Genomic DNA, 20,828 nt, shown 5'->3' with positions numbered 1-20,828 from the left:
CGTTCGATCCGCCGATCGACGCGGGCGGCCTCGATTGGGGTTTTTGGTACCGCGCTGGTCCCCCTCTCGAGGCCGCACCTTTTTATCGGCTGCCCCGCCGGACAGCCGATACGTCGAGTTCATGAAGCGCTACCACGCCTCAGACATATGATGAGCATCATCTCCGGGACGATGCCCTCGGTGTCTAGGAGAACCCCTTCAGTTCGATAATTTAGCCAAGCCCGCTACGTGGATTGTAGGGGTGTTGGTCCCGCCACTTCTCCATCAATGCTTCAAGCTCGGCGTCGTTCCCGTCCGGTAGCATAATCCTGACGGTGACGAAGAGATCCCCGGTTCCACCAGATTTCGGCAGGCCCTTGCCCTTGAGGCGGAAGGTCCGGCCACTGGAGGTGTTTTTCAGGACCGAAAGCTCCACGGCATTGCCGAGGGTAGGCACGCGGACCTTGCCGCCGAGCACCGCCTCGTAGAGCGTGACTGGCAGGTCGATCCTGAGGTCGGCGCCCTCGACCTTGAAGAACGGGTGCGGCGCGATGTTGATGGTGATCAGGAGATCGCCGGGCGGATGACCCTGCGCGCTCTCGCCCTGCCCGCGCAGCCGGATCTGCTGGCCTTCGGTCACGCCGGCCGGAATCTTGACGTTGAGCTCCTTGCCCGTCGGCAGCCGGACGCGCTTCTCGCCGCCCTTGACCGACTCTTCCAGCGTGACGGACATGGCGACGTTGACGTCGAGATCGAGCCCGATGCCGCCGGTGTCGAAGTCGAACTGGGCGCCGCCGCCGGCCCCCGGCCGTGCGCCGCGCATGCCGCCGCCGAACATGCTGTTGAGGATATCCTCGAACGCGCCGCCGCCCGCGCCGGGGCCGCCGCCGGAGCGGAACGTATAGCTTTCGAACCCGCCGGGGCCGGCACGGCCGCGCGGCCCGCCACCGCCCGGAAACCCCTGGAAGCGCGGCTTGCCCTCGGCGTCGATCTCGCCGCGGTCGAATTGCTTGCGCTTGTCCTCGTCGCCGATGATCTCGTTCGCCGAGTTGATCTCGGAGAAGCGCTCGGCGGCTTTCGGGTCGTCCTTGTTGCTGTCGGGATGGTGCTTCTTGGCAAGCTTGCGATAGGCGCTCTTGATCGCGGCAGCGCTGGCGCTCCGCGGCACCCCCAAGACCTCATAGGGGTCGCGCATCCGTCACGTCTCCTTCAAGACTTCGAATTGTTCAAAGGGCTCCCCGCCCCACCTGCGATCCATGTGGGGAGAGAGTGGCATTTTTGCAACTAGGGGCGCGGACCGATTCCTAGCTCCGCCACGGCTTTAGCGTATGAATCTCCCAACGGCCACGGCTGCTTTGGCAACCGGCGCCCTGGAGCCAGCTTTCCGTCGTCCCGTTGACGTAGCTCGCCAGGAAATCGCGGCATTTGCGGCCGTCCTCGGCGGCGTAGGATTGCGCGATTGGCGTCACCGAGCCGCGCGCCCCGGTCTCCGGATTCTGCCAATGCTGGCTGGAATCCTTGTCGCCCTTGCTGAGGACGTCGGTGGCGGCGTTGCGGGCGAAGGCCATATCGGTCTCGGTCGGGGGGGCGTCCTTCGCCGGTCGCACGATCGAGCCGGTGAGATCGCTGTCGTCAGCCTTGGCGTAGGCGCCCTGGTCGGTGCGGGAAAAGCTGCATCCCCCGGCCCCGAGCCCGACGAGAACGATCGTCATGACAAAGCCCGATGGCCGGATCGCCGATAGGCCAACGCGTCCCCATGCCCTATATAGGGCGGTAGCGGACGACAACGCGTTTTGGGCCGCGGGACGCAACTCGGACTCCAGACATGACCGACACGACCTCGATGAAACACCAGACACCCTTAACATCCGGTGATTTCACCGCCGCCGACGAGCCGTTTGCGCTGTTCGAGAGCTGGCTGAACGAGGCGATCAAGAGCGAGCCGAACGATCCGAACGCCATGGCGCTCGCAACCGTCGATCCCGACGGCCTGCCCGACGTGCGCATGGTGCTGATGAAGGGCTTCGATACCGAGGGTTTCGTCTTCTACAGCCACATCGCCAGCCAGAAGGGCCGCGAACTCGCCGCAAACCCTAAGGCAGCGTTACTTTTTCACTGGAAGTCGCTGCGCCGTCAGGTCCGCATCCGCGGCAACGTGACGCCGGTGACCGAGGCCGAAGCCGACGCCTATTTCGCCACCCGGCCCAAGCAGGCGCAGATCGGCGCCTGGGCGAGCAAGCAGTCCGAGGCGCTGGAGAGCCGCTTCGCCTTCGAGCAAGCCATCGCGAAAGTCGCGGCCAGATACGTCATCGGCGAGGTGCCGCGGCCGCCAGGCTGGAGCGGCTGGCGCATCACGCCCTCCCGGATCGAGTTCTGGCACGACCGCCCGTTCCGCTTGCACGACCGCATCGAATTTCGTCGTGACGCGGCCGGCCAGAAGTGGTCCAAGACGCGGATGTATCCTTGAGCCTCATCCTGATCCTTGTCTCGAGCTTTGGGCCGACCTGAAAGATGTCCATGCCGCATTCGTCCAATGCGCCGCGCCGCACGCTGCTCCTGACCGGAGCCAGCCGCGGCATCGGCCACGCCACCGTGATCCGCTTCTCCTCGGCGGGCTGGCGCGTCATCACCTGCTCGCGGCACCCCTTCCCCGAGGACTGCCCGTGGGATGCGGGTCCTGAGGACCACATCCAGGTCGACCTCGCCGATCCCAAGGACACGTCCCGCGCGATCTCCGAGATCCGCAACCGGCTCGAGGGCGGCATGCTGCATGCGCTGGTCAACAACGCCGCGATCTCGCCGAAGGGACCGGGCGGATCGAGGCTCGGCTCGGTCGACACCGACCTCGAGACTTGGACGCATGTCTTTCACGTCAACTTCTTCGCGCCGATCATGATCGCGCGCGGGCTGATCGAGGAATTGAAGGCGGCCAAGGGCTCGGTCGTGAACGTCACCTCGATCGCGGGCTCGCGCGTGCATCCGTTCGCGGGCGCCGCCTACGCCACCTCGAAGGCCGCGCTGGCATCGCTGACGCGCGAGATGGCCTCCGATTTCGGCCGCATCGGCGTGCGCGTCAACGCCATCGCGCCGGGCGAGATCGACACCTCGATCCTGTCGCCGGGCACCGAGAAGATCGTCGAGCAGCAGATCCCGATGCACCGCCTCGGCACGCCCGACGAGGTCGCCAAGATCATCTACGTGCTGTGCACGGACACCAGCTCTTACGTCAACGGCGCCGAGATCCACATCAACGGCGGCCAGCACGTGTAGACAGGGCACGAAAGGATGGGCCGGTTCGCAAGCACCGCCTCACTCTACGAGCATTTGCGGCCGCCGTATCCGCGCGAATTCTTCCGCTGCGTCGCGCAAAAACTCGGTCTCACCAAACAGAGCAGCCTGATCGATCTCGGTACCGGACCCGGACTGCTGGCGCTCGGCTTCGGCCCCTACGTCGGCCGTGTCGTCGGAGTCGATCCGGAGCCTGCGATGCTCGACGCCGCGCGGCTTGCCGCTTCGGGCGCGGGTCGACATGTCACGCTGATTGAAGGCAAGGCAGAGACGCTTCCACCCGATATCGGCACTTTCGACATCGTCACGATCGGCCGTGCGTTGCATTGGATGGATCGCGATGCGACGGTTGCCCAACTCGGCCAGCTGGTCGCACACGGGGGCGTGATCGCGATCTGCGCTTCGTTCTCGGCTACCGACGGCCGTAACCCATGGCTCGATGGTTACAACGAAATTCGCCGTCGCTGGTCGCCTGCGCAGCTCTGGGAGGAGGCAGGACGGGGCACGCGGACACATCGCGACCTTTCCGCGTTCTTCCACGGCAGCCCGTTGCAGCTCGCCGAGCTTGTCACCGTCGAGACCAGCCATCTGGTCGGCCTGCACGATTTGGCGAAGCGCACGCTTACTTATTCGTCCTCGTCACGGGATGCACTGGGCGAGAATGTCGAGGCGATGCTGAGCGATGTCTTGCATCATCTCGTCCCGTTCAGCCGCGACTATGCGATCGAAGAGACCATCGTCTCGACGGCGCAGATAGTTAAGCCCTAGCAGATTTGCCGAAGAGTGGAAGCAAGGCGATCCAGACAACGCCGCCGCAAGACCTGGATCGCCCTTACCTTCCGTTCCTCAATCGATTCGAATCCGACGTGACCGGTCGCGCGGCCGCGGCGCGGCCGAGCTGAATGCGGTCGAGCAGTCGTCGTCGTTCTCACCGTCGAGCAGCGGAGCACCACAGTGCCGGCACATGCGCACCGACATCGACGACGCCTTGCCGCTCGCCAAGACCTGACGATAGTTCGCCAGATCGATGACGTTGCGGGGCGACGTTATGTGTTTTTCAACCATGGTTGTTCCTCGCGGCTACGCGCTACTTATCGCAGACAAGTTTCGCGCAAACGTTCAGCCCACCGCTCAAATTTTACCGGAGGAATTGCGGCACGATGCACCCATCACCACGATGCCGCAATCCCGATCTATTCTGCGACACGATTCATCGTCTCTGTGCGACCGGCGTAAGGTCTCGGTAGCTATTCTCCGAGAGCGCGGCGCGATCAGAGCCACTTCTTCCACTTGAAGATCCAGTACGGAACGATCGCGGCGATCAGCATCATCACCAGCGCCATCGGATAGCCGTGCACCCATTCGAGTTCCGGCATGACCTTGAAGTTCATGCCGTAAACGGAGGCGATCAGCGTCGGCGGCATCAGGACGACGGCCATGACCGAGAACAGCTTGATGATGTTGTTCTGCTCGAGATTGACGACGCCGAGCATGGCGTCGAGCACGAAGGTGATCTTGTTGGAGAGATAGGAGGCGTGATCGGTCAGCGAGGCCACGTCGCGCTGCATGGTCTTGAGTTGCTCGCGCATGTCCTTCGACCATTTCACGCCCTCCACGACCGCGGACAGGAACGCCACGACGCGGCCGATCGAGACGAGGCTCTCGCGAACCTTCGAGGTCAGGTCGCCCTTGCGACCGATCGAGATCAGGATCTGGGAATATCTCTTGGCCTGCCCATGGCGCTCGCTCTCCGGCTCGAAGATGTCGTGGCTGACCTGGTCGATCTCGGCGCCGCAACGCTCCAGGATGTCGGCGCAGCGGTCGATCACGGCGTCCAGCAGTTCCATCAGCACCGTCTCGCCGGTGACGGACGGCGTGCAGGAGCGGGCGAGCTTGGCCTCGACGAGGGCGAACGGCTTGGGGAGGTCGTAGCGCACCGTCACCAGGCGGTGGTCGGCGAGGATGAACGTCACCGGCGTGGTCCTGGGCATGTCGGTATCGGAGTGGCACATCAGCGTCGCGGTCATGTAGCGGCCGCCGTTCTCGATGTAGAGGCGGCTGGAGATCTCGATCTCCTGCATGTCTTCCCGGGTCGGAATGGCGATGCCCGCGAGCTGCTCCACCGCCTTGTCCTCAGCCGCGCTCGGATTGACGAGATCGATCCACACCGCGCTATCGGGTAACGCGGAAAGATCCTCGATCACGACCTTCTTGAGGGCGGACTCGGAGGGAACAAACACCGAAAACATGCACGACTCCGACAGACCTGCGACAGAAAGCCAGCCCTTAGCGCGATTCTGGCCAGTTCACGATGACATCTGCATTAAGGAAGCGTTTGGATTTGCGGCCACGTCACGGCTCGACTGTGGCACGGAAACGACAGTCGGCCATTTCCCGCCCAAAATCTTGCACGGTGCTGCAAAATTTGCGGCAGAAAAGCCACAGCTCGGCTCTCGCAGCGCGGGAAAAGGGCTTCAGTGCTGGAATTGTGGCAGATTTCAACGATAATGGGATTAACAGAGTCGAGGAACTTGGGCGTTAGGCTCAGGCATTCCGCACGGTATTGTTTTGATTGGAACCAAACCATGTCGTCGCTGAAAGTTATGTTTGGGATTTTGGCCGCCGGCCTGATGCTGTCGGGCTGCATGCAGGCCACTCGCTATGAGGCGACCGACACCAAGGCCTTCAAGCCGAAGGACAAGGAACTGCTCGCCAAGGTCAAATACGAGAACGCCCCGGTCGCAGAGCCGTTCCGCCGCGCCATCGTCGAATACCACCGCAAGGAATCGCCGGGCTCGATCGTGGTCGATTCCGACAACCATTACCTCTATTACGTGCTGGAGGGCGGCAAGGCGATCCGCTACGGCATCACCGTGGGCGAAGAGGCCATGGCCTGGTCGGGCATCGCCAAGGTCGGCAGCAAGACCGAGTGGCCGGCCTGGCACCCCACCCCCGGCGAGATTTCGCGCCTGGGCGTGCCGACCTATGTCGCCCCCGGCCCGGACAATCCGATGGGCTCTCGCGCGCTGTACCTCTATTCGGGGGGCAAGGACACGCTGTTCCGCATCCACGGCACCAACCAGCCGGAATATATCGGCGCCTCAATCTCGTCAGGCTGCATCCGCCTGACCAACGAGGACGCGATCGATCTCTATGATCGGGTCAAGGTCGGCACCCTCGTTGTGGTGCTTGAGCCCAAGCACGGCGACTCGCCGTACAATTCGCGATTGGCGCTCGGCAACAGCCAGGCGGTCAGCTACTGATCGCCGCCTGATCTTTCTGACATCCAAAAGCGCCGGCTTCACCGGCGCTTTTTTGTTGCCGGCTTGTGCGGCCGGGACTTGCTGCCCTCGGCCGCCGGCTTGTCAGCCGGCGCTGGAGCCTTCTCCGCCGCCGCCTCGTCAGCGCCTTGCCGCGCCTCGGGCTTGACCTCAGGTTTGGCCGCAACCTCGCGCGGTGGCGCTTCCTCGGGACGTTCCGCCGGCAGCAGCGGGGCTACCCGTGGCAGCGGATCCCAGACATTCCACTGGCAGATCCGGTAGTCGTTGCGCCGCTGCGCCAGGTCGAGATGGATATGGTCCTCGTGGTACCAGTCCGAGCCCGGGCCGAGCACGGTGGAAAACCGCGCGCAGACCGAGTGCAGCACGCGTTCGCGCACCTCGCGCGGCATGGTGCGGTCGGTGAGGCCGATCGACTGCCCGTTGGCCAGCTTGATGGCGCGCACATCGACGGCGTTGGCCTTGCCGTGCTCCGACAGCAGCGCGCCGGCGACGCGGTTGCGGCCGCGGCATTCGAAGGAATTGAAATTATCGAGGTCGCTGATGGTCGAGCCGAGGCTGCTGGCCAACGGCACCATGTCCTTGCGCAGCCAATCGGCGATCGCGGACGCCATGGTGCAGCGAAGGATCGCGGCCGGCTTCACCGTCACCTTGCGCTTGTCCGGCAGCACGACGGCTTCCAGCCGTACCAGATCCTCGCCGCCGCAGGCGCCGGGGCCGCGGATGTCCGGAACGGAGGGCGCGATCGCGATCTCCTCGGTCAGCGCGAGGCGGCAGGCCGAGGCCTGCTTCTCGGGCGGCGCCGCGGCCTCGGCGGGCTTGTCGGCTGCTGGCTTATCGGCAGACGGCTTGTCCCGGGAGGGCCTGTCCTCGGCCTCCGCCGGAGCCGCTTGCGGCGCTTTGGGGGCCTCCTCAGGGCGCGGTCTCGGCAGCGGAATTTTGGCGGAATGTACCGCCGGGCGCGGCCGGGGTGCGGCGATACCGAAGATATCCAGGGGGGATGCATGCCTTCGCGCCTCTGCCTGCTCGACGAGCACGAGCGACAGGCCGAGCGCAGCGGTAACCATTGCCGCGCCGGCGGACATATAGCCGCGACAAGACCATTTGCGGCGAAAGTCCGGCAGGCTAAAAGTCATGGCAATCTTTGGCCCTACGCTGAGAGCGACAACGCGCCCAGCGGCTTCTCGGAGGAACGTCGGAATGCTTGGTTTGATGCAAGATTGGCCCCTGCTCTGCCACCGGATCATCGAACACGCCGCCAAAATTCATGGCAAGCAGGAGGTGGTCACACGCTCGGTCGAGGGACCGATCCATCGCACCACTTACGCCGAGATCCACAAGCGCGCGCTCAAGGTCTCGCAGATGCTGGAGCGCGACGGCATCAAGCTCGGAGACCGTGTCGCCACCATCGCCTGGAACACCTGGCGCCATCTCGAGGTGTGGTACGGCATCATGGGAATCGGTGCCATCTGCCATACGGTCAATCCCCGCCTTTTCCCCGAGCAGATCGCCTGGATCATCAACCATGCGGAAGACCGCATCGTGATGACCGACCTCACCTTCATTCCGATCCTGGAGAAGATCGCCGACAAGCTGCCGAGCGTGGAGCGCTACGTCGTGCTCACCGACAAGGCGCACATGCCGCAGACCACGCTGAAGAACGTGATCGCCTACGAGGACTGGATCGCGCAGGCGGACGGCAAATTCAAATGGAAGGACTTTGACGAGAACACGGCAGCCGCGATGTGTTACACCTCCGGCACCACCGGCGATCCCAAGGGTGTGCTGTATTCGCATCGCTCCAACGTGCTGCACGCGCTGATGGCCAACAATGTCGACGCCCTCGGCACGAGTGCGTCCGAGACAATGCTGCCGGTGGTTCCACTGTTCCATGCCAACAGCTGGGGCATCGCCTTCTCCGCCCCTTCGCAGGGCACCAAGCTGGTCATGCCCGGCGCCAAGCTCGACGGCGCCTCGGTCTATGAGCTGCTCTCGACCGAGAGGGTGACGCACACCGCCGGCGTGCCGACGGTGTGGCTGATGCTGCTCCAGCACATGTCGGCCAATAATCTCAAGCTGCCGGATCTGAAGATGGTGATCTGCGGCGGCTCGGCGATGCCGCGCTCAATGATCAAGGCCTTCCTCGACATGGGCTCGAACGTGCGTCACGCCTGGGGCATGACCGAGATGAGCCCGATCGGCAGCGTCGCGGCGCTGAAGCCGCCGTTCCAGAACGCCACCGGCGATGCCAGGCTCGACGTGCTCCAGATGCAGGGCTATGCGCCCTTCGCGGTCGAGATGAAGATCACCGACGATGCCGGCAAGGAGCTGCCCTGGGACGGCAAGACCTTCGGCCGCCTCAAGGTCTCCGGCCCCGCCGTCGCCAAGGCCTATTACCGCGTCGACACTAACATCCTCGACGAGGACGGCTTCTTCGACACCGGCGACGTCTCGACCATCGACGAGGACGGCTACATGCGGATCACCGACCGCTCCAAGGACGTGATCAAGTCCGGCGGCGAGTGGATCTCCTCGATCGATCTCGAGAACCTCGCCGTCGGTCATCCGGCCGTGGCGGAAGCCGCCGTGATCGGCGTGTTCCATCCCAAATGGGACGAGCGGCCGCTCTTGATCGTGCAGCTCAAGCAGGGCCAGCACGCCACCCGCGAGGAGATCCTGAAGTTCATGGACGGCAAGATCGCCAAATGGTGGATGCCCGACGACGTCGCCTTCGTCGAGGGTATTCCGCACACGGCCACCGGCAAGATCCTGAAGACTGCGCTGCGCGACCAGTTCAAGGATTATCGCTTCCCGAACGCGGCAGCATAGGACGCGGTGCCACCCTCCCCTGAAGGGGGCGAGCGTTTGACGCATTGAAGCCTCCACGACGTCATGGCCGGGCTTGTCCCGGCCATCCACGCCTCACCTCACGGCAAAAAGAACGTGGATGCCCGGGACAAACCCGGACATGACGAACGAGGTACCTGCGGAACTCTTGAATTTGCCCCCGGACCGTGGTCTCAACGGGCTCGTCGTCGCGCCTTACCGGCCGGCATCGCCAACCCGGCAGAGCACTCGATGGCCCGCAGGTTTTCCGCTCCCTACCAGTCGGAGCCCGTGTCCAGCCTCGCGAGCTGGGCGCGCAATCTGGCCGTGTTCGCGGTGGTGGCCGTAGTGGTGTCGATCATCATCGTCCGCTTCGATTTCCTGGAGCCGAAGCCGGCGCTCGCCACCTTCCTTGGCGGGCTCGCGATATCCGGTCTCTCGATCCTGTTCGGGCTCTTAGGCTTTGCCGCGATCTGGCAGAACGGCTCGCGCGGCATGGCGCGCATCCTGCTCGCTTTCCTGATCGACGGGGCGATCCTCGCCTATCCCGCCTATCTGGCCTTGCAATATCGCAAGCTGCCGGCGATCTACGACATCACCACCGACCCGATCGACCCGCCGCGCTTCGACGCCCTGGCAAGGCTGCGCACCGGCGAGGGCACCAACCCCGCGGTCTATGCCGGCCTCTATTCGGCGGAGCAGCAGCGCCACTTCTATCCCGACGTCGAGCCGGTCGAGCTCGAGATTTCCGTCGACCGCGCCTATGCGATCGCACTCCAGCTCATCCACAAGCGCAAATGGATCGTCATCGACGAGCGTGCGCCGCAGCCGCCGCGCCGCATCGGCCGCATCGAGGCGGTGGCGCGCACGCCGATCATGGGTTTCCGTGAGGACATTTCGATCAGGTTCGTGGCGGATGGCGACGATTCCCGCGTCGACATCCGCTCGGCCTCGCGCAATTTCGACAGCGATCTCGGCAGCAACGCCGCGCGGATCAAGAAATTCATCGACGATCTCAATAGCGCCGCCGATGCCGACGCGCTCAAGCCGGTGAAGAAGACGCCGGTGACGCCGCCGAAGGCGCCGGCAAAGACGGTGAAGAAATAGCTCCACCGTCATTCCAGGGCGCGCGTCAGCGCGAGCCCGGAATGCATCGCGCCGCAGAGTTGGTGGATGAATGGATTCCGGGCTCGCCGCTTCGCCGCGCCCCGGAATGACGGCGGAGAGCTACGCGTTCGCCATCCGATACGTCCCCGTGATCACAGGATCGCCCTCGGTCGCGACCACGCCGCGGGCGACCAGATCCTCCAGATGCGCCAGCACGGAATAGCCGGCGGCGGTCGTCAGCCTGGGATCGATGCCGATATAGATCGCGCGGACCATGGTCGGGATGTCGGTCTCGCCCTTGGCGAGGCGGTGCAGGATCGAGGCCTCACGCGCCTTGCGGTGACGGATCAGGAAGCGCACGAAGCGCTGGCCGTCGGGGATCTCAGGGCCGTGGCCCGAGAAATAGAGATCCTCCTCGCGTGCCGCCAGCCGCTCCAGCGAGTCCATGTAGTCGATCATGGAGCCGTCCGGCGGCGCCACGATCGAGGTCGACCAGCCCATCACGTGATCGCCGACGAAATTGAACTTTCGCTCGGGCCAGGCGAATGCCAGATGATTGGCGGTGTGGCCGGGCGTCGCCACGGCCTCGAGCCGCCAGCCGTCGCCCTCGACGACGTCGCCATGCGCGACGTTGACGTCCGGTGCGAAATCGCGGTCGGCGCCGGATTCCGGATTGTGCTTCTCGCTTTCGAAACGCGGACGCGAGGCGCGGTGCGGGCCTTCGGCATAGACCGGCGCCCCCGTCGCCTGCTTGATCCGCGCCGTGTTCGGCGAATGGTCGCGATGGGTGTGGGTGACGAAGATATGGCTCACCGTCTCGCCGCGCACGGCATCGAGCAGCGCAGCCGCATGCGCCTCATCGTCGGGACCGGGGTCGATGATCGCGACATTGCCTCGGCCGACGATGTAGCTGACGGTGCCGGTGAAGGTGAACGGGCTCGGATTGTTGCAGAGCACGCGGCGCACGCCGGGCCGGACTTCCTCGACGATGCCGGGACGCAGTGGAAAATTGCGGTTGAACGGGACGTCGTCGTTGTCGGACATGGGACTTCCTATACGGACCAACCCACTCTTCGTCATACCCCGCGAAAGCGGGGTATCCAGTACGCCGCGGCGCTGAGGCGAAGGCGAGGTCTCTGGAATACTGTATCGCCCGCCCCCGTGCGCACTGCGCACAAGGCGGGCGATGACAGCGGAACAAGCTAGCCACGACCAAAGAACGCGGCGTCTAAAAAAACGCCTGAATGCCCGTGATGGCGCGGCCCAGGATCAGGGCGTGGACGTCGTGGGTGCCCTCGTAGGTGTTGACCGTCTCGAGGTTATGGACGTGGCGCATCACATGGTACTCGATCGAGATGCCGTTGCCGCCGTGCATGTCGCGTGCGACGCGGGCGATGTCCAGCGCCTTGCCGCAATTGTTGCGCTTCATGATCGAGATCATCTCGGGCGCGAACTTGCCCTCGTCCATCAGGCGGCCGACGCGAAGCGAGCCCTGGAGGCCTAGCGCGATCTCGGTCTGCATGTCGGCGAGCTTCTTCTGCACCAGCTGGGTTGCGGCGAGCGGCTTGCCGAACTGCTTGCGGTCCAGGGTGTACTGGCGGGCGCGATGCATGCAGTCCTCGGCGGCGCCGAGCACGCCCCAGGAGATGCCGTAGCGGGCGCGGTTGAGGCAGCCGAACGGACCCTTCAGGCCCGAGACGTTGGGCAGCAGCGCGTCTTCGGGGACCACGACGCCGTCCATCACGACCTCGCCGGTGATGGAGGCGCGAAGCGACAGCTTGCCGCCGATCTTCGGTGCGGACAGGCCCTTCATGCCCTTCTCCAGCACGAAGCCGCGGATCTGGTTGTCGTGCGCGGCCGACTTGGCCCAGACCACGAACACGTCGGCGATCGGCGCGTTCGAGATCCACATCTTGCTGCCGGTGAGGCGATAACCGTCCGAGACCTTCTCGGCGCGGGTCTTCATGCCGGCGGGATCGGAGCCCGCGTCCGGCTCAGTCAGGCCGAAGCAGCCGACCCATTCGCCGCTGGCGAGCTTGGGCAGGTACTTCTTGCGCTGGTTCTCGTCGCCATAGGCGTAGATCGGGTACATCACCAGCGAGGACTGCACCGAGTTCATCGAGCGGTAGCCGGAATCGACCCGCTCGATCTCGCGCGCGACGAGGCCGTAAGCCACGTAGCTCGCATTGGCGCAGCCATATTCCTCAGGCAGCGTGATGCCGATCAGGCCGAGCTCGCCCATCTCGTTGAAAATCTCGCGGTCGGTCTTCTCCTCGAGATAGGCCTTGGAGACGCGCGGCAGCAGCTTGTCCTGGGCGTAGGCGCGGGCGGTGTCGCGCACCATGCGCTCGTCTTCGGTCAGCTGCTCGTCGAGCAGGAACGGATCGTCCCACTGGAAAGAAGCCGCAGCCGGCTTGTCCTTGGCCTGAGGGCGCACGCTCATGAAACGTCCTTTCACGTCTGGTTCCGTCAACAATTGCCCGACAAACTAAAGCGCCGCGGCAACAAGTGCAATTGCGTCCTGGTTTTCGCTCGTTCCGGGGGCGGTCACTTTCAGCGCCATCCCGGAACGACATTGCGCGTCAACTCTCGAGCTGCTCGTTGGCGACGATCTCGATGCCGAAGCCCGACAGGCCCTTGTAGTCGTGCACCGAGGAGGTGAGATGCCGGATCGAGGTGACGCCGAGATCGCGCAGGATCTGCGCACCGACGCCGACCTCGCGCCACTGGCGGTTGCGGTCGGCCTCCGTCGCCGTCTCGTCCGGCAGCGCCGCGACGGGCACACCGGCCGCACCGTCGCGCAAATAGACCAGAACGCCGCGGCCGGACTTCTTGAAATGCTCCAGCACCGCCGCCATGCGCTTGTGCCCGGTGAAGATGTCCTTGACGATGTTCGGCTTGTGAAAGCGCGTCAGCACGTTCTTGCCGTCGCCGACGCCGTTGTAGACGAAGGCGACATGGGCGATGGAATCGAACGGCGAGCGGTAGGCATAGCCCTGCAACGGTCCGATCGGGCTTTCGGTGACGAAGGTCGAGACCCGCTCGATCAGTTTCTCGCGCGCCTGGCGGTAGGCGATCATGTCCGCGATGGTGACGTGCTTCAGCTTGTGCCTGGCGGCGAACTGCGCGACCTGCTCGCCCTTCATCACGCTGCCGTCGTCGTTCATCAGTTCGCTGATGACGCCGACCGGCGGCAGGCCGGAGAGCTTGCAGAGATCGACCGCGGCCTCGGTATGGCCGGAGCGCAGGAGCACGCCGCCGTCCTTGGCGATCAGCGGGAAGATGTGGCCGGGCCGGGCGAAATCGTTGGCGCCGACGTTGGGATTGGCCAGCGCGCGGCAGCAGGAGGCGCGTTCCTCGGCGGAGATCCCGGTGCCGCCATCGGGCTTGTAGTCGATCGACACCGTGAACGCGGTGGTGTGCGCGGAGTCGTTGTGGGCCACCATCGGATCGAGCCGCAGGCGGCGCGCGTCCTCGCTGGTCACCGGCGCGCAGACGATGCCGGAGGTGTGGCGGATGATGAACGCCATCTTCTCGGCGGTGCAGAGCGAGGCGGCGACGATCAGGTCGCCCTCGCCCTCGCGGTCCTCGTCGTCGGTGACGACGACGAGCTCGCCCCGGGCAAAGGCCTGCAAGACTTCCTGAATGCTATCGGGCATTTCCCAATCTCTATCGGTTATGCCGGGAGGCTTAGCCGGACTTGGACCGGGGCGCTAGTGTCCTGGACGCAACCGCATATTCCGGGCGGCGGGCCGTCGCAGGGCCGGCTTGCACCAAAGATACCAGGATATAGGCACAGACAGCGGAGCGGAAGCGGGCCGGACGCCGTCAGGGCAGCACCTCGCGCCGTTCGCCGAGCCGCTGATCGAGCTCGGCGCGCTTGTCGGCCAAGAGGCCCGCCTGGGCCGCCTCGATGACCGTGAACAGCTCGTGCGCATCGCTGAGCCGGGTCACGGTGACGTAGCTGGCGCCGGCCTCGTAGAGGGCGCTGACGTCGGCCAGGAGGTCGGCGGTGGCGACGATCAGGGCGGTCGGATTGAGCGCGCGGACGTGGCGGACCAGCTTCTCGTTGGTGGCGCCCTTCAGCAGCGAATCCGGCACGCTGAGGATGATGATCTCGGACTTGCCGATGCCGGCATGGAGCAGCGTATCGACATTGCTGATATCGCCGTAGATCACGTGCAGGCCGCGCGAAAGCAGGGTCTGGTACACATTGGGGTTGAAGTCGACTACCGTGATCTGCTCGAGCAGCACCGGCGTCTGCCGTTCGATCTCGGCCAAGAGCGCGCTCGCCGCGCGGAAAAAGCCGAGAATGACGATGCGGCGGGCCTCGCCGTGGCCGCCCTCGTGCCCCTCCTCGCCATGGCCGCTGCCATGGTCGAGGTCGCGCAGGCCGATCCGTTTCAAGGGACCGATCGCCCAGCGGGTGATCTCGTCGCTGCGGCTCATCGCGAAGGTCGAGAGCACCGCCAGCACCACGAAGGCGAAGGAGGCCGCGTTCGCCGTCTCGGCTGCGATGTGGTGATCGGTGATGCCGGTCTGGATCACGACCAGCGAGAACTCGGAGATCTGCGCCAGATTCAGCGCCGGCAGCAGGCTGGCGCGCAGGCCCTGCTTCATCAGGTAGAGCGGGGTGAAGGTGGTGACGAGGCGGCTCACCACCGTGAACGCCGCGATCATCAAGGCCAGGCTGATCACCGAGAGGCCGGGCACGGGAATGGTCATGCCGAGCGCGACGAAGAACAGGGTGATGAAGAAGTCGCGCAGCGTGGTGACCTTGGCGGTGACGTCGAGCGCGTAAGGAAAGGTCGAGAGCGAGACGCCGGCGATCAGCGCCCCCATCTCGCGCGACAGCGACAGTTGATACGCGGTCTCCGCGACCAGGAAGCACCAGGCGAGCGCGCCGAGCAGAATCAGCTCGGGCCGCCGGGCGATCTGGTGGAACAGCCTCGGCAGCACGTAGCGGCTGACCAGCAGCGCGGCCGTGACCAGCACCACAACGCGGCCGATCGAGAGCAGGATGACGCTGACCTGCAGATTGGCTAGGCTCGGCTGCACCGCCAGGAACAGGATGGCGAAGATGTCCTGAAGCACCAGCACGCCGAGCGTGATGCGCCCCGGCAGCGTGTCGAGCTCGCGCTTCTCGTAGAGCACCTTGACGATGATGACGGTGCTGGACAGCGCGCAGGCGACGGAGAGGTAGACCGCATCGAAGTGCCCGCCGCCGAGCCCCAGGCCGATGCCGACGAAGAACAGACCCCCGAGCAGGCAGCCGACGAGCAGCTGGCTGCCCGCCGCGAACAGGATCACCCGCCCTGCCCGCACGATCTTCTTCAGGTCGATCTCCAGCCCGATCATGAACAGCATGAAGATCAGGCCAAGCTCGGAGATGACGCTGATCGATTCCTGCGAATGGACCCAGCCGGCGCCGAATGGACCTATGCAGAAGCCGGCGATAAGGTAGGCCAGGATCAGCGGCTGCCGGGAGAAATGGGCGAGCAGGCCCAGCATCCAGGCGAAGAGGATAGAAAGAGTGATGTCGCGAATGAGCTCGTGCATACCAAATTGGTCCGTTTTGCACCCTAGAGACGGGTTGCGGCGCGGCAAGCGAGCAATTCGTCACATGCGAAAGGGGTTGCTCGCAGCAATGCTGCTATGCCCCCTCGCCGTTGCCGTGCCCGCCGCCGCACAATCCAAAGTCAATATCGAACAGAACTTTGCCGATTCCCTCACCGCGATGCCGAAGGAAGAACTCGCCGTCTCCGGCGGATTCTACGTGCCCGCCTACTCCAGCGTGGCGATGAGCCGGGGCAAGCTGCGCATCGACTTCTCGGTGACCTTGAGTGTTCACAACGCCTCCGAGACCCAGCCGCTGGTGATGAAACGCATCGCCTATTTCGACACCGCAGGCAAGCAGGTCGAGAACTATCTGAAGGCGCCGGTGGCCTTGAAGCCGCTGGCGACCGTCTCGGTCTTCATTCCCATCGACGACGTGCGCGGCGGGACCGGGGCCAATTTCCTGGTCGACTGGGCCGCGACAGGGGAGATCGCCGAGCCCGTGGTCGAGGCCTTGATGGTTGGCGGCGTCGCCAATGCGCATTACGCTTTCATCAGCCAGGGCCGTCCAACCCGGACGGTCACCAGGAAATAACGCCGTCCGGCCCGGACGGCCGGCCAAGACACAAGACTGGCCGGTGCAACGCCGGCTCCAAAAGAACAGAAACGAGGAACGCCCCAATGACGTCCAGCTTCGATTTCGCGCCCCTGTTTCCGGCAGGGCTGCCGGCCCCGTCCGCGCGCTGGACGGGCCTTGCCAAATACAGCTTTGTCGGCGGCAATAACGATTCCGAGCAGGTGCCGCTCGAGGAGCTGATCGAGGCGACCAACACGGTGCTGCGGCGCGAGGGACGCTCGCTTGCGACTTACGGGCTGGCGCACGGCCCGCAAGGCTACCTGCCCCTGCGCGAATTCCTGGTGACGAAGCTGAAGCGCGATGCCGGCATCACCTGCACCGTCGACGATCTCCTGATCGTCTCCGGCTCGCTGCAGGCGCTCGACCTCGTCAACGCGACGCTGTTGACCCGCGGCGACACCGTGATCTTCGAGCAGGACAGTTATCAGGGCTCCCTGACCCGCCTGGCGCGGCTCGGCGTCAACGTGGTCGGCGTCCCCCTCGACAAGGACGGCATGCGCATGGACGCGCTGGCCGCGACGCTGGCCGATCTGAAGGGCCGCGGCATCCGTCCGAAATACATCTACACCATCCCGACGGTGCAGAACCCGACCGGCGGCATCATGCCCGAGAGCCGCCGCGCCGAGATGGTCCAGCTTGCGAGCGAATATGGCGTGCCGATCTTCGAGGACGATTGCTATGCCGACCTCGTCTGGTCCGGGCAGCGGCCGCCCGCGATCTACGCGATGAGCGAGAGCGGCGGCGTGATTCATATCGGCTCGTTCTCGAAATCGATCGCGCCGGCGCTGCGCGTCGGATTCATCGTCGCGCCCTGGGAGGTGATGTCGCGGATGCTGGCGCTGAAGACGGATGCCGGCTCCGGCGCACTCGAGCAGATGGTGCTCGCCACTTATTGCAAGCCGCATTTTTCGACCCACGTGCCGGCCTTGACCAAGGCCCTGCGCACCAAGCTCGACACGCTGATGGAGGCGCTGAACGAGCAGTTCGGGACGGCGGCGGAATTCGAGGAGCCCAAGGGCGGCATCTTCCTCTGGGTGAAGCTGCCCGACCAGGTCGATACGCTGAAACTGTATCAGGCAGCGCTCGCCGCCGGCGTCTCGATCAATCCGGGGCCGGAATGGTCGACCAACAAGGGCCATTCCAGCTCACGGCTGCGGCTGTGCTTTGCAAGTCCGACGCATCAGCAGATTCGCGAGGGCGTCGCCGTGCTGGCCGAGGTCTGCCGCAAGGAGTTCGGCGTGCCCGCCCGCAGCGCCAATGTGGAGAAGCGGGCTTAGATGAGGCGAGCGGCGCGCATCTTCGCCTGGCTTGGCGGGATCGTGCTCGCGCTCGTCTTGGTCGTTGCCGCCGCCGAAGTCTTGGACTTCGCGACGAGTACCGAAGCCAGTGCTCGCGAAGACGCCGTGCTTGCCTTTCAAGCGGAGTGCGCGAGACGTGGGATTGCGTCTGACCGGTTCGAAGGGCCTCAGAGGATCAAATCGCCTCACCGAACCTACGGATTCTTGTGGAAAGACCGATCGAACGCAGACCAGATTGTGACGATGACGCGGTACTTCCCGTCAGACACGGAGGCTTGGTCAGTGGGGCATGAGGCGGTCTTCCAGCCCTATTGATCCGGCAAGAGCCGGTCAGGCTGCCTGGGTCCGGCTGCCGTGGATCGCCGAGGCAAGCCGCAGCAAAAGCACGATCGAGACGTTGCCCTTGCCGGCCTCGATCTGGGCGATGTAGCGCTCGGAGATCCCGGAACGGCGGGCCAGCTCGCGGCGCGACAGGTCGCAGCGCATGCGCGAGGACCGCAGGCGATCGCCCAGCTCGGTCAGAAACTCGGTCTCGGAATAAGGCGGCACGGCACAGCTCCCCGGCAGCACTTCGCCCGCAAAATCCATGACTTGATTCAGCATTGGTCTATCCAGGTTCGCCTTCGGGAAACGCTATCCTACCCCGGAAAAGACCGGGCTCATTGACGCGGATCAAATTCGCGAGTGATCGGCGGCGGCCATGGACGCAAACGGGCGGGATGCTACACTTTGGAATTCTTCGAGGCGGGGTTCTTCAAGGACATGACGCGTTGTTTGAGCCGTTGGATCCCGGCTGCGCTGCTGTGGGCGGCGATGACGCCTGCGGCCGGTGCCGAGACACTGGCTGCGACGATCGAGCAATGGGGCCTGCTCGGCTCGTGGGCGGTCGACTGCGCCGCCAAGCCCGACCGCGACAAGGGCGCGCTCCTGAGCTACGAGATCCGGAAGGACGGCCGGGTGATGTACCGGCGCAATTTCGGTGACGCCAAGGACGAGAACGAGGTGGTGTCGGCCACGATCAGCGCCGACGGCCTGCTCAATGTGATGGTGTACTTCCCTTCGCTGCACCAGGCGCGTGAGTTCGGCTTGGCGCACTTGAGGGACGGCAGCCTGCGCGCGATCTACAATCGCAGCGAGCGCGGCGAGTACACGATCCGCGACGGCAAGTATGTCGCGACGGGTGCACCGACGCCGCCACAACAGCGTTGCGATTAGTCACCTGAACAGCTGTTCAGAATTCTCCTGCGATTCCTCCGGAACGATCGTGTGAATGCGCGGTTTAAATGTGCATTCGAATTGGAGGAGGACGTCATGAAGAAGCTTGGTTATGCAATTGCGGCCCTGGGTGCACTCGCGATCGCGGCGCCGACGCTCGCAAGTGCGGAGACGGTCGTGATCAAGCGCAGCGGCTATCACAATCATCATCACGGCCCGTACGGCGCCCGCGCCCAATACCGCGTGCATCGCGACCATGGCTGGCACCGCGGCCACCATCGCAACAAGGTCGTGGTGATCAAGCGCAGCCATCGTCATCACTGGGATTGATGCAGAGTAGATACGGAAGTGGCCCCTCACGGGGCCATTTCTTTTGCGTTCTTCCTTCTCCCCTTGCGGGAGAAGGTGGCGCGAAGCGCCGGATGAGGGGTTGCTTCAGCGCACCCCAACGCAAGAGATTCGCGCGCGGAGAGAACCCCTCACCCGGCTTTGCTTCGCAAAGCCACCCTCTCCCACAAGGGGAGAGGGTGCAGCGGTACGCTTCGCCGGCTTCGCTAATCCCACGCCGGCGCAAAGCCCGGATTGACGCAGCGCCTGTCCTTCGGCAGCGCGGCGATTTTTGCGCGGTCGGCATCGTCGAGCGTGATCTTCAGCGCATCGAGGTTGGCCTGCTGGCTCTCGCGGCGCGAGGCCTTCGGGATCGCGGCGACGCCGTCCTGGTCGAGCAGCCATTTCAGCGCGACCTGCGCGGCGGTCGCGTTGTGCCTGGCACCGATCTCGGCCAGCACCGGATCCGAGGCAACCCGCCCCTGCGCCAGCGGACAATATGCGACGAGCGGGATCGACTTCGCCGCAAGATAGGCCAGCACCTTGGATTGATCGAGCATGGCGTGATATTCGACCTGGTTGCAGGCGATCGGCGCCCTGATGTCCTCGACCGCGAGCTTGAGCAGCGCCGTGGTGAAATTGGCGACGCCGATGGCGCGCGTGCGTCCCTCCTCCTTGAGCTTCATCAAGGTCTCGAACACCGCACCCCAATCCGCAGCCTTCGAGGGCCAGTGCACGAGATAGAGATCGACATGGTCGAGCCTGAGCTTGTTCAGGCTGGCGTCGAAGGCACGCCGGATCGCATCCGGCGTGAGGTTCTCGTGCCAGACCTTGGTCGTGACGTGAAGCTCGCCGCGCGGCAGGCGGGACGCGGCGATGGCTGAGCCGATCGGCTCCTCGTTGGCATACATCTCGGCGGTGTCGATGTGGCGATAGCCGACCGACAGCGCGCTCTCGACCGCGGCGCGGCAGGCATCGCCCTGCATGCGAAAAGTGCCGAGGCCGAGCTTGGGCATGCTGATGCCCTGTGTCTTCAGATTGTCCATGAACAGGCTCCTGACGTATCGCATCCCGCCGGACGCGCGTTGCCGCATGAGCAGACTCTTCGGTGATGGAAAAGAGATGGCGGGAGTGAGCAGCATAGTCCGGCAAGGGCAGCCCGGCCAATCAAGATCGGGTTAGGTGTGATCAGGTCGTCGCCAGGGGCGAAGTGCGCTCCCTCTCCCGCTTGCGGGAGAGGGCTGGGGAGAGGGCTGGGGAGAGGGTACCTCCGCAACGGGAGAATCCCCAAGAGGAGAAAGCCCTCACCCGGCGCTT

General features: G+C 64.7%; 21 protein-coding genes. 10 read left to right on the top strand and 11 right to left on the bottom strand.

Features of this window, described 5'->3' with window-relative positions; translation table 11 throughout:
* Positions 1 to 211: 211 nt before the first annotated feature.
* Together DCM79_RS26950 and DCM79_RS26945 are read right to left on the bottom strand one after the other, a co-directional pair.
* Complete coding sequence (locus DCM79_RS26950; RefSeq protein ID WP_257177123.1) at positions 212 to 1,174, bottom strand: DnaJ C-terminal domain-containing protein; 963 nt, start codon at positions 1,172 to 1,174, stop codon at positions 212 to 214.
* Positions 1,175 to 1,283: 109 nt separating this feature from the next.
* Positions 1,284 to 1,691, bottom strand: coding sequence for an RT0821/Lpp0805 family surface protein (locus tag DCM79_RS26945; RefSeq protein ID WP_257177122.1), 408 nt, complete (start codon positions 1,689 to 1,691; stop codon positions 1,284 to 1,286).
* Positions 1,692 to 1,804: 113 nt separating this feature from the next.
* Between DCM79_RS26945 and pdxH the strand changes: the two genes are divergently transcribed.
* The 3 genes from pdxH to DCM79_RS26930 are packed head-to-tail and all read left to right on the top strand — an operon-like array spanning position 1,805 to position 4,035.
* On the top strand, positions 1,805 to 2,446 hold the full coding sequence (gene pdxH / locus DCM79_RS26940; RefSeq protein WP_257177121.1) for a pyridoxamine 5'-phosphate oxidase: 642 nt from the start codon (positions 1,805 to 1,807) through the stop codon (positions 2,444 to 2,446).
* A 50-nt stretch (positions 2,447 to 2,496) separates the two neighbouring features.
* A complete protein-coding gene (locus DCM79_RS26935) occupies positions 2,497 to 3,249 on the top strand; it encodes an SDR family NAD(P)-dependent oxidoreductase (protein ID WP_257177120.1) in 753 nt (250 codons plus the stop codon).
* Between the two features lie 15 nt (positions 3,250 to 3,264).
* Positions 3,265 to 4,035 carry a class I SAM-dependent methyltransferase gene (locus tag DCM79_RS26930; protein ID WP_257177119.1) on the top strand — a complete coding sequence of 257 codons (771 nt, stop codon included), beginning with the start codon at positions 3,265 to 3,267 and terminating at the stop codon, positions 4,033 to 4,035.
* A 78-nt stretch (positions 4,036 to 4,113) separates the two neighbouring features.
* On the opposite strand, the gene DCM79_RS26925 is transcribed toward DCM79_RS26930, so the two are convergent.
* Together DCM79_RS26925 and DCM79_RS26920 are read right to left on the bottom strand one after the other, a co-directional pair.
* Positions 4,114 to 4,332 carry a hypothetical protein gene (locus tag DCM79_RS26925; protein WP_028135008.1) on the bottom strand — a complete coding sequence of 73 codons (219 nt, stop codon included), beginning with the start codon at positions 4,330 to 4,332 and terminating at the stop codon, positions 4,114 to 4,116.
* 206 nt (positions 4,333 to 4,538) lie between these two features.
* Entirely contained in the window at positions 4,539 to 5,516 is a 978-nt protein-coding gene (locus DCM79_RS26920) for a magnesium transporter CorA family protein (protein ID WP_257177118.1), read from the bottom strand.
* Between the two features lie 336 nt (positions 5,517 to 5,852).
* Between DCM79_RS26920 and DCM79_RS26915 the strand changes: the two genes are divergently transcribed.
* Positions 5,853 to 6,530 carry a L,D-transpeptidase gene (locus DCM79_RS26915; protein ID WP_257177117.1) on the top strand — a complete coding sequence of 226 codons (678 nt, stop codon included), beginning with the start codon at positions 5,853 to 5,855 and terminating at the stop codon, positions 6,528 to 6,530.
* A gap of 38 nt (positions 6,531 to 6,568) precedes the next feature.
* Here the strand turns inward: DCM79_RS26915 and DCM79_RS26910 are convergent, their stop codons facing one another.
* Complete coding sequence (locus tag DCM79_RS26910) at positions 6,569 to 7,681, bottom strand: extensin family protein (protein WP_257177116.1); 1,113 nt, start codon at positions 7,679 to 7,681, stop codon at positions 6,569 to 6,571.
* Between the two features lie 64 nt (positions 7,682 to 7,745).
* On the opposite strand from DCM79_RS26910, the gene DCM79_RS26905 reads away from it, so the two are divergent.
* Both DCM79_RS26905 and DCM79_RS26900 read left to right on the top strand, forming a co-directional pair.
* Positions 7,746 to 9,374: a fatty-acid--CoA ligase gene (locus DCM79_RS26905; protein WP_257177115.1), complete on the top strand. Its 1,629-nt coding sequence runs from the start codon at positions 7,746 to 7,748 to the stop codon at positions 9,372 to 9,374.
* A gap of 249 nt (positions 9,375 to 9,623) precedes the next feature.
* Positions 9,624 to 10,478, top strand: coding sequence for a DUF1499 domain-containing protein (locus DCM79_RS26900; RefSeq protein WP_257177114.1), 855 nt, complete (start codon positions 9,624 to 9,626; stop codon positions 10,476 to 10,478).
* A 120-nt stretch (positions 10,479 to 10,598) separates the two neighbouring features.
* Here DCM79_RS26900 and DCM79_RS26895 read toward each other — a convergent pair whose 3' ends face one another.
* The 4 genes from DCM79_RS26895 to DCM79_RS26880 form a co-directional block, all read right to left on the bottom strand.
* The gene (locus tag DCM79_RS26895) at positions 10,599 to 11,522 is read right to left on the bottom strand and encodes an MBL fold metallo-hydrolase (RefSeq protein ID WP_257177113.1); all 924 of its coding nucleotides are present in this window, start codon (positions 11,520 to 11,522) and stop codon (positions 10,599 to 10,601) included.
* Between the two features lie 184 nt (positions 11,523 to 11,706).
* Positions 11,707 to 12,921, bottom strand: a complete 1,215-nt coding sequence (locus DCM79_RS26890; RefSeq protein WP_257177112.1) for an acyl-CoA dehydrogenase — start codon at positions 12,919 to 12,921, stop codon at positions 11,707 to 11,709.
* A gap of 139 nt (positions 12,922 to 13,060) precedes the next feature.
* On the bottom strand, positions 13,061 to 14,137 hold the full coding sequence (gene ribB, locus DCM79_RS26885; RefSeq protein ID WP_257177111.1) for a 3,4-dihydroxy-2-butanone-4-phosphate synthase: 1,077 nt from the start codon (positions 14,135 to 14,137) through the stop codon (positions 13,061 to 13,063).
* A gap of 169 nt (positions 14,138 to 14,306) precedes the next feature.
* On the bottom strand, positions 14,307 to 16,037 hold the full coding sequence (locus tag DCM79_RS26880; protein ID WP_257177110.1) for a cation:proton antiporter: 1,731 nt from the start codon (positions 16,035 to 16,037) through the stop codon (positions 14,307 to 14,309).
* 64 nt (positions 16,038 to 16,101) lie between these two features.
* On the opposite strand from DCM79_RS26880, the gene DCM79_RS26875 reads away from it, so the two are divergent.
* The gene (locus DCM79_RS26875; RefSeq protein ID WP_337993289.1) at positions 16,102 to 16,629 is read left to right on the top strand and encodes a DUF3124 domain-containing protein; all 528 of its coding nucleotides are present in this window, start codon (positions 16,102 to 16,104) and stop codon (positions 16,627 to 16,629) included.
* 86 nt (positions 16,630 to 16,715) lie between these two features.
* Positions 16,716 to 17,948 (top strand): PLP-dependent aminotransferase family protein, encoded by a 1,233-nt coding sequence (locus DCM79_RS26870; RefSeq protein WP_257177108.1) that lies wholly within the window; start codon positions 16,716 to 16,718, stop codon positions 17,946 to 17,948.
* A 351-nt stretch (positions 17,949 to 18,299) separates the two neighbouring features.
* Here DCM79_RS26870 and DCM79_RS26865 read toward each other — a convergent pair whose 3' ends face one another.
* Positions 18,300 to 18,572 (bottom strand): helix-turn-helix domain-containing protein, encoded by a 273-nt coding sequence (locus tag DCM79_RS26865; protein ID WP_257177107.1) that lies wholly within the window; start codon positions 18,570 to 18,572, stop codon positions 18,300 to 18,302.
* A gap of 159 nt (positions 18,573 to 18,731) precedes the next feature.
* On the opposite strand from DCM79_RS26865, the gene DCM79_RS26860 reads away from it, so the two are divergent.
* Together DCM79_RS26860 and DCM79_RS26855 are read left to right on the top strand one after the other, a co-directional pair.
* On the top strand, positions 18,732 to 19,184 hold the full coding sequence (locus DCM79_RS26860; protein ID WP_257180856.1) for a hypothetical protein: 453 nt from the start codon (positions 18,732 to 18,734) through the stop codon (positions 19,182 to 19,184).
* Positions 19,185 to 19,280: 96 nt separating this feature from the next.
* Positions 19,281 to 19,514 (top strand): hypothetical protein, encoded by a 234-nt coding sequence (locus DCM79_RS26855; protein WP_257177106.1) that lies wholly within the window; start codon positions 19,281 to 19,283, stop codon positions 19,512 to 19,514.
* 224 nt (positions 19,515 to 19,738) lie between these two features.
* Here the strand turns inward: DCM79_RS26855 and DCM79_RS26850 are convergent, their stop codons facing one another.
* Positions 19,739 to 20,557 carry an aldo/keto reductase gene (locus tag DCM79_RS26850; protein WP_257177105.1) on the bottom strand — a complete coding sequence of 273 codons (819 nt, stop codon included), beginning with the start codon at positions 20,555 to 20,557 and terminating at the stop codon, positions 19,739 to 19,741.
* Positions 20,558 to 20,828 lie beyond the last annotated feature (271 nt).

Source organism: Bradyrhizobium sp. WBOS07 (genome assembly GCF_024585165.1).
Lineage (GTDB): Bacteria > Pseudomonadota > Alphaproteobacteria > Rhizobiales > Xanthobacteraceae > Bradyrhizobium > Bradyrhizobium japonicum_B.
This window is presented reverse-complemented; position numbering and strand designations above follow the sequence as displayed.

Coding starts and splice junctions, on each gene's coding strand:
- DCM79_RS26950 (WP_257177123.1), bottom strand. CDS start 1,174: ATGCGCGACCCCTATGAGGTCTTGGGGGTGCCGCGGAGCGCCAGCGCT.
- DCM79_RS26930 (WP_257177119.1), top strand. CDS start 3,265: ATGGGCCGGTTCGCAAGCACCGCCTCACTCTACGAGCATTTGCGGCCG.
- DCM79_RS26915 (WP_257177117.1), top strand. CDS start 5,853: ATGTCGTCGCTGAAAGTTATGTTTGGGATTTTGGCCGCCGGCCTGATG.
- DCM79_RS26920 (WP_257177118.1), bottom strand. CDS start 5,516: ATGTTTTCGGTGTTTGTTCCCTCCGAGTCCGCCCTCAAGAAGGTCGTG.
- DCM79_RS26900 (WP_257177114.1), top strand. CDS start 9,624: ATGGCCCGCAGGTTTTCCGCTCCCTACCAGTCGGAGCCCGTGTCCAGC.
- DCM79_RS26870 (WP_257177108.1), top strand. CDS start 16,716: ATGACGTCCAGCTTCGATTTCGCGCCCCTGTTTCCGGCAGGGCTGCCG.
- pdxH (WP_257177121.1), top strand. CDS start 1,805: ATGACCGACACGACCTCGATGAAACACCAGACACCCTTAACATCCGGT.
- DCM79_RS26935 (WP_257177120.1), top strand. CDS start 2,497: ATGCCGCATTCGTCCAATGCGCCGCGCCGCACGCTGCTCCTGACCGGA.
- DCM79_RS26890 (WP_257177112.1), bottom strand. CDS start 12,921: ATGAGCGTGCGCCCTCAGGCCAAGGACAAGCCGGCTGCGGCTTCTTTC.
- DCM79_RS26855 (WP_257177106.1), top strand. CDS start 19,281: ATGAAGAAGCTTGGTTATGCAATTGCGGCCCTGGGTGCACTCGCGATC.
- DCM79_RS26910 (WP_257177116.1), bottom strand. CDS start 7,681: ATGACTTTTAGCCTGCCGGACTTTCGCCGCAAATGGTCTTGTCGCGGC.
- DCM79_RS26895 (WP_257177113.1), bottom strand. CDS start 11,522: ATGTCCGACAACGACGACGTCCCGTTCAACCGCAATTTTCCACTGCGT.
- DCM79_RS26850 (WP_257177105.1), bottom strand. CDS start 20,557: ATGGACAATCTGAAGACACAGGGCATCAGCATGCCCAAGCTCGGCCTC.
- DCM79_RS26925 (WP_028135008.1), bottom strand. CDS start 4,332: ATGGTTGAAAAACACATAACGTCGCCCCGCAACGTCATCGATCTGGCG.
- DCM79_RS26905 (WP_257177115.1), top strand. CDS start 7,746: ATGCTTGGTTTGATGCAAGATTGGCCCCTGCTCTGCCACCGGATCATC.
- DCM79_RS26860 (WP_257180856.1), top strand. CDS start 18,732: ATGACGCGTTGTTTGAGCCGTTGGATCCCGGCTGCGCTGCTGTGGGCG.
- ribB (WP_257177111.1), bottom strand. CDS start 14,137: ATGCCCGATAGCATTCAGGAAGTCTTGCAGGCCTTTGCCCGGGGCGAG.
- DCM79_RS26865 (WP_257177107.1), bottom strand. CDS start 18,572: ATGCTGAATCAAGTCATGGATTTTGCGGGCGAAGTGCTGCCGGGGAGC.
- DCM79_RS26880 (WP_257177110.1), bottom strand. CDS start 16,037: ATGCACGAGCTCATTCGCGACATCACTCTTTCTATCCTCTTCGCCTGG.
- DCM79_RS26945 (WP_257177122.1), bottom strand. CDS start 1,691: ATGACGATCGTTCTCGTCGGGCTCGGGGCCGGGGGATGCAGCTTTTCC.
- DCM79_RS26875 (WP_337993289.1), top strand. CDS start 16,102: ATGCGAAAGGGGTTGCTCGCAGCAATGCTGCTATGCCCCCTCGCCGTT.